Annotated in this window: 6 protein-coding genes and 1 tRNA gene; 5 read left to right on the top strand and 2 right to left on the bottom strand. The window is 69.9% G+C overall.

Features of this window, described 5'->3' with window-relative positions; all coding sequences use genetic code 11:
• The first annotated feature begins 121 nt into the window (after positions 1-121).
• Together ABZS97_RS30605 and ABZS97_RS30600 are read left to right on the top strand one after the other, a co-directional pair.
• On the top strand, positions 122-1,207 hold the full coding sequence (locus tag ABZS97_RS30605; RefSeq protein ID WP_356142829.1) for a UDP-N-acetylmuramate dehydrogenase: 1,086 nt from the start codon (positions 122-124) through the stop codon (positions 1,205-1,207).
• A gap of 158 nt (positions 1,208-1,365) precedes the next feature.
• Complete coding sequence (locus tag ABZS97_RS30600) at positions 1,366-2,031, top strand: hypothetical protein (RefSeq protein WP_356142825.1); 666 nt, start codon at positions 1,366-1,368, stop codon at positions 2,029-2,031.
• Here the strand turns inward: ABZS97_RS30600 and ABZS97_RS30595 are convergent.
• Together ABZS97_RS30595 and ABZS97_RS30590 are read right to left on the bottom strand one after the other, a co-directional pair.
• Positions 2,012-3,040, bottom strand: a complete 1,029-nt coding sequence (locus ABZS97_RS30595) for an adenosine deaminase (RefSeq protein WP_356142823.1) — start codon at positions 3,038-3,040, stop codon at positions 2,012-2,014. The genes ABZS97_RS30600 and ABZS97_RS30595 overlap by 20 nt on opposite strands.
• Before the next feature lie 128 nt (positions 3,041-3,168).
• On the bottom strand, positions 3,169-4,395 hold the full coding sequence (locus ABZS97_RS30590; RefSeq protein WP_356142821.1) for a pyridoxal phosphate-dependent aminotransferase: 1,227 nt from the start codon (positions 4,393-4,395) through the stop codon (positions 3,169-3,171).
• A gap of 246 nt (positions 4,396-4,641) precedes the next feature.
• Between ABZS97_RS30590 and ABZS97_RS30585 the strand changes: the two genes are divergently transcribed.
• The 3 genes from ABZS97_RS30585 to nusG all read left to right on the top strand — a co-directional run bounded on the left by ABZS97_RS30585 (position 4,642) and on the right by nusG (position 6,077).
• Positions 4,642-4,714, top strand: a tRNA-Trp gene (locus ABZS97_RS30585).
• 107 nt (positions 4,715-4,821) lie between these two features.
• A complete protein-coding gene (gene secE, locus ABZS97_RS30580; RefSeq protein ID WP_356142819.1) occupies positions 4,822-5,103 on the top strand; it encodes a preprotein translocase subunit SecE in 282 nt (93 codons plus the stop codon).
• Positions 5,104-5,180: 77 nt separating this feature from the next.
• Positions 5,181-6,077 (top strand): transcription termination/antitermination protein NusG, encoded by an 897-nt coding sequence (nusG, locus tag ABZS97_RS30575; RefSeq protein ID WP_356142818.1) that lies wholly within the window; start codon positions 5,181-5,183, stop codon positions 6,075-6,077.
• The last annotated feature ends 58 nt before the right edge of the window (positions 6,078-6,135 follow it).

Genomic DNA, 6,135 nt, shown 5'->3' with positions numbered 1-6,135 from the left:
GCCGCCTCCCGCGCGCCCAGTTCCCGCACCGGACCTCCTGCCCCCCCCCCGCGGCGGCCGGCCCCCCCCCCCACCGGCGGGGCCGTACGCGCGCGTGCCGGGCCGTGACCGACGGCGAGGGCTGTCTCAGGCGTCTCGTAGTCTTGAGCCCGTGCAGGAACTTCACGATGCCCCGCTCGCCCCGCTGACCACCTTCCGGCTCGGCGGGCCCGCCGCCCGTCTGATCACCGCGACGACCGACGCCGAGGTGATCGCGGCCGTCCGCGAGGCCGACGACGCCGGTACGCCGCTGCTGCTCATCGGCGGCGGCTCCAACCTGGTCATCGCCGACAAGGGCTTCGCCGGAACCGCCCTGCGCATCGCCACGCGCGGGTTCGCACTCGACGGCACGAAGCTGGAGCTGGCCGCCGGTGAGGTGTGGACCGACGCGGTCGCGCGCACCGTCGAGGCCGGGCTCGCGGGCGTCGAGTGCCTCGCCGGGATCCCCGGCTCCGCGGGTGCGACTCCGATCCAGAACGTGGGCGCGTACGGTCAGGAAGTGTCGTCGACGATCACAGAAGTGATCGCTTACGACCGGAAGGTGCGTGAGACGGTCACGCTGGCGAACGCCGACTGCGCCTTCTCGTACCGCCACAGCCGCTTCAAGGAAGACCCCGAACGCTACGTGGTTCTGCGCGTCCGCTTCGAGCTGGAGGACGCCGCCGGGCTGAGCGCGCCGGTCAAGTACGCCGAGACCGCCCGAGTCCTGGGTGTGGGACCCGGCGACCGTGTGCCCCTGGCCGCCGCCCGCGAGACCGTGCTGAAGCTGCGCTCCGGCAAGGGCATGGTGCTCGACCCGGAGGACCACGACACCTGGTCCGCGGGGTCGTTCTTCACCAACCCGATCCTCACGGACGAGGAGTTCGCGGCGTTCCACGCGCGCGTGCGGGAGCGGCTCGGCGCCGAGACCGTGCCGCCGGCGTACCCGGCGGGCGACAGCCACACCAAGACCTCCGCGGCCTGGCTGATCGACAAGTCCGGCTTCACCAAGGGCTACGGCACCGGGCCCGCGCGCATCTCCACCAAGCACACCCTGGCCCTCACCAACCGGGGCGAGGCCACCACCGAGGACCTGCTCGCGCTGGCCCGCGAGGTCGTCGCCGGGGTGCGCGAGGCCTTCGGGGTCACGCTGGTCAATGAGCCGGTGACGGTGGGCGTCAGCCTGTAGAGAGCTCCGCTCCGGGGTTGTGCGGAGGCTCATTGGGCCGCGCCCACTCCCTGCTTCACGGTCGTCGGCCATCGCCGGCATCGCGCACGCTGCTGTGCGGTATTTCCGTTGCCGAAGGTCCCCGCTGACCCTCACGCTGGGCGCATGAGAGACCCCGTATGCGGCTGAGGCTGCGCCAGTTCAGACTCCGCACCGGACCCCATGAGCACCGTGTCGTCCAGCCCTGGTCCCCACTGCGCCACACCTCGCTGCGTGATCCCGAGGAGTACGGCCTGCTGATGGGCGACCACGACGGCCTCAACCGGCTGGCGGGTCTGTTCTCGTTCGCCGCGTACTCCCGGCACACGATCGTGCATGTGCCGCTGCGGGACGGCGTGCCGCCCGACGAGGGACGCGGCGAGCTCGTCGACCTGGTCCTCGCCCACCCGGAGGCGGGCCTGCGTCCCACCAAGTGGCCCGAACTGCGCCGCAGACTGGTCCACGGCACCCCGCTGACCGTCCGTACCGACGAGCGGCGCACCGACAGGGACGCCCGCGCCTGGCTCGACCGCCCAGGCTCCCGTGACGTGCTGCGCCACACCACACACGCCCGGACGTACTTCCTCATCGGCGGCCGCGACGCCTTCGCCTCCGCCGCCACGGCCTTCGCCTACGCGGCCGGCTGGGGCCCGCGGCACAAACGCGTCGTCAAGGGCCACTCCGCCTGCATGACCTGTCTGCACGGCGAACTGGCGGCCGGCCACGACATCCTGCGCCATCCCGAGATCGTCATCTGCTTCAAGCCGTATCCGCCGTACGCGCACTTCAGGCGGCCGGGGCGCTGAGCCAGTCCTCGATCCCGGACAGCAGCTTCGCCCGTACGTCCTCCGGCGCCGCCGACCCCCGTACCGACTGCCGTGCAAGCTCGGCCAGTTCGGTGTCCGTGAAGCCGTGATGGCGGCGGGCGAAGTCGTACTGGGCGGCCAGACGGGAGCCGAAGAGGAGCGGGTCGTCGGCGCCGAGAGCCATCGGGACGCCGGCCTCGAACAGCGTGCGCAGCGGGACGTCCTGCGGCTTCTCGTAGACGCCCAGGGCGACGTTCGAGGCGGGACAGACCTCGCACGTGATGCCCCGCTCGGCGAGCCGCCTCAGCAGCCGCGGGTCCTCCGCGGCGCGCACCCCGTGCCCGATGCGTGAGGCGTGCAGGTCGTCCAGGCAGTCGCGGACGGAGGCGGGACCGGTCAGCTCGCCGCCGTGCGGCGCGGCCAGCAGCCCGCCCTCCCGCGCGATCGCGAAGGCCCGGTCGAAGTCCCGCGCCATGCCCCGCCGCTCGTCGTTGGAGAGCCCGAAGCCGACGATGCCCCGGTCCGCGTACCGCACGGCGAGACGGGCCAGCGTGCGTGCGTCCAGCGGGTGCTTCATCCGGTTCGCGGCCACGAGGACCCGCATCCCGAGCCCGGTCTCGCGCGAGGCCGTCTCCACCGCGTCCAGAATGATCTCCAGGGCCGGGATCAGCCCGCCCAGACGGGGCGCGTACGACGTCGGGTCGACCTGGATCTCCAGCCAGCCGGAGCCGTCCTTCAGATCCTCCTCGGCGGCCTCGCGCACCAGGCGCCGGATGTCCTCGGGTTCGCGCAGGCACGAGCGCGCCGCGTCGTACAGCCGCTGGAAGCGGAACCAGCCGCGCTCGTCGGTCGCCCGCAGCTTCGGCGGCTCGCCGCTGGTCAGCGCGTCGGGCAGCCGGACGCCGTACTTGTCGGCGAGTTCCAGCAGGGTGGTGGGCCGCATCGACCCGGTGAAGTGCAGGTGCAGATGAGCCTTGGGCAGCTCAGAGACATCACGTACGTGCTCCATCCCAGGATCCTGCCGTACGTCCCCGCCGCCCCGGTAGCGCTTTCCCTGAACGTGGTCTTGCTCGCACGAAGAAACGGGCCGTTTCCCGGAGGGAAGCGGCCCGCACACGTCCTCACGCGAAAGGACCCCTAGTCGCGGGCCTCCGCCAGCAGCTTCTGGATCCGGGCCACGCCCTCGACGAGGTCCTCGTCCCCCAGGGCGTACGACAGACGCAGGTATCCCGGCGTGCCGAAGGCCTCGCCCGGGACCACCGCGACCTCGGCCTCCTCCAGGATGAGAGCGGCCAGCTCGACCGTGTCCTGCGGGCGGCGGCCGCGGATCTCCTTGCCGACGAGGGCCTTCACCGAGGGGTACGCGTAGAAGGCGCCCTCGGGCTCGGGGCACAGCACGCCGTCGATCTCGTTGAGCATCCGCACGATCGTCTTCCGGCGGCGGTCGAAGGCCTCGCGCATCTCGGCGACGGCCGTCAGATCGCCGGAGACGGCGGCGAGCGCGGCGACCTGGGCGACGTTCGACACGTTGGACGTGGCGTGCGACTGGAGGTTCGTCGCGGCCTTGACGACGTCCTTGGGACCGATGACCCAGCCCACGCGCCAGCCGGTCATCGCGTACGTCTTCGCGACCCCGTTGACCACGATGCACTTGTCGGCCAGCTCGGGAACGACCACCGGCAGCGAGTGGAACTCGGCGTCCCCGTAGACCAGGTGCTCGTAGATCTCGTCGGTCAGGACCCACAGGCCCTTCTCGACGGCCCAGCGGCCGATCTCCTCGACCTGCTCGCGGGTGTAGACCGCGCCCGTCGGGTTGGACGGGGAGACGAAGAGCAGCACCTTCGTGTGCTCGGTGCGCGCCGCCTCCAGCTGCTCGACGGAGACGCGGTAGCCGGTGGTCTCGTCCGCGACGACCTCGACCGGGACACCGCCGGCGAGACGGATCGACTCCGGGTACGTCGTCCAGTACGGCGCCGGGACGATGACCTCGTCGCCCGGGTCGAGGATCGCGGCGAAGGCTTCGTAGATGGCCTGCTTGCCGCCGTTGGTGACGAGGACCTGGGCGGGGTCGACCGCGTAGCCGGAGTCCCGCAGCGTCTTCTCGGCGATGGCCTTCTTCAGCTCGGGCAGGCCGCCGGCGGGCGTGTAGCGGTGGTACTTCGGGTTCTTGCAGGCCTCGACGGCCGCCTCGACGATGTAGCCGGGGGTCGGGAAGTCGGGCTCACCGGCGCCGAAGCCGATCACCGGACGCCCGGCGGCCTTCAGGGCCTTGGCCTTGGCGTCCACGGCGAGGGTGGCGGACTCGGAGATCGCGCCGACTCGGGCGGAGACCCGGCGCTCGGTGGGAGGGGTTGCAGCGCTCATGGGCCCATCGTTTCAGACCGGAAACACCCCCGGCACATGGGTTTCACGGACTGAACAGGGGCTGAACAAGCGTCCGGATCCGGGCTCCCGGCTGGGCGATCTTCCGCCGCCAAAGCCCGTACGGACACTTTCTGTTCGACGACCGGCTCGTGAGCACGTACACTCTCACCTCGTTGGCCTTCACCGGCCGCACTCACCCGGTGCACACATAGCACCCGGGCGGATGCGGTACGTTGGGGGAAACAAAGGGTCGTAGCTCAATTGGTAGAGCACTGGTCTCCAAAACCAGCGGTTGGGGGTTCAAGTCCCTCCGGCCCTGCTACACACTCCTCCGCCAGGATGTGTGCGCATGTACGTACTGCTATGCACCGCCGTGCGGCTCAACCGGGCGCGGCGCGGCCACGACCCGGAATCAGGTGAGGACGAGTGACGGACGCCGTGGGCTCCATCGACATGCCTGATGCCGAGGCGCCCGAGTCCAAGAAGAAGGCCCGCAAGGGCGGCAAGCGTGCCAAGAAGGGCCCGCTGAAGCGCCTCGCCACCTTCTACCGCCAGATCGTCGCGGAACTCCGCAAGGTCGTCTGGCCGACTCGCAATCAGTTGACGACGTACACCACTGTGGTGATTGTGTTCGTCATCATCATGATCGGCCTCGTGACCGTGATTGACTATGGGCTCAACCACGCCGCCAAGTACGTCTTCGGCTGAGCCGAGTGCGAAAGGCGCCGACATCGGCGCCTTTTTTCGCATGTTCCACCCCCATGATCCAGGAAGAAGCAGCCACCGTGTCTGACCCGAACCTGAACGACGCCATCGAGTCGGTCGAGTCCGTTGAGGACGAGCTCGACATCGTCGAGGGCGCGGACACCGAGGACCCGGACGAGGTCGAGGCTGCCGACGCCGCCGCGGGCGAGCCCGCCGAAGAGGCGGCCGTGCACGTCGAGGACGAGTCCGAGGAGGACGTCGAAGACGTCGCGTCCGACGAGGAGACCGAGTCCGACGAGGACGAGGCCGTCTCCGAGGAGGACGAGGAAGAGGCCGAGCCCGAAGAAGAGGCCGAGCCCGTCGACCCCGTCACCGCCCTGCGCGAGGAACTGCGCACCCTCCCCGGCGAGTGGTACGTCATCCACACGTACGCCGGTTACGAGAACCGCGTGAAGACCAACCTCGAGCAGCGCGCCGTCTCGCTGAACGTCGAGGACTTCATCTTCCAGGCCGAGGTGCCGCAGGAAGAAGTCGCGCAGATCAAGAACGGCGAGCGCAAGACGATCAAGCAGAACAAGCTTCCGGGCTACGTCCTGGTCCGCATGGACCTGACGAACGAGTCCTGGGGTGTCGTCCGCAACACTCCCGGCGTCACCGGCTTCGTGGGCAACGCCTACGACCCGTACCCGCTGACCCTGGACGAGATCGTCAAGATGCTCGCCCCGGAGGCCGAGGAGAAGGCCGCTCGCGAGGCCGCCGAGGCCGAGGGCAAGCCCGTTCCGCAGCGCAAGGTCGAGGTCCAGGTGCTGGACTTCGAGGTCGGCGACTCGGTCACCGTCACCGACGGCCCGTTCGCGACGCTGCAGGCGACGATCAACGAGATCAACGCCGACTCGAAGAAGGTCAAGGGTCTCGTCGAGATCTTCGGCCGCGAGACCCCGGTCGAGCTGTCGTTCGACCAGATCCAGAAGAACTAGCCCTTCAGGGCGTCTGGAACATAAGCCTCCGAACAGGTCAGACAGGCTCTCACAGCCC

The sequence above is a fragment of the Streptomyces sp. NPDC005485 genome, from assembly GCF_040606085.1.
Lineage (GTDB): Bacteria > Actinomycetota > Actinomycetes > Streptomycetales > Streptomycetaceae > Streptomyces.
The sequence above is the reverse complement of the archived record's forward strand: the minus strand, read 5'-3'. Positions and strand labels throughout refer to the sequence as shown.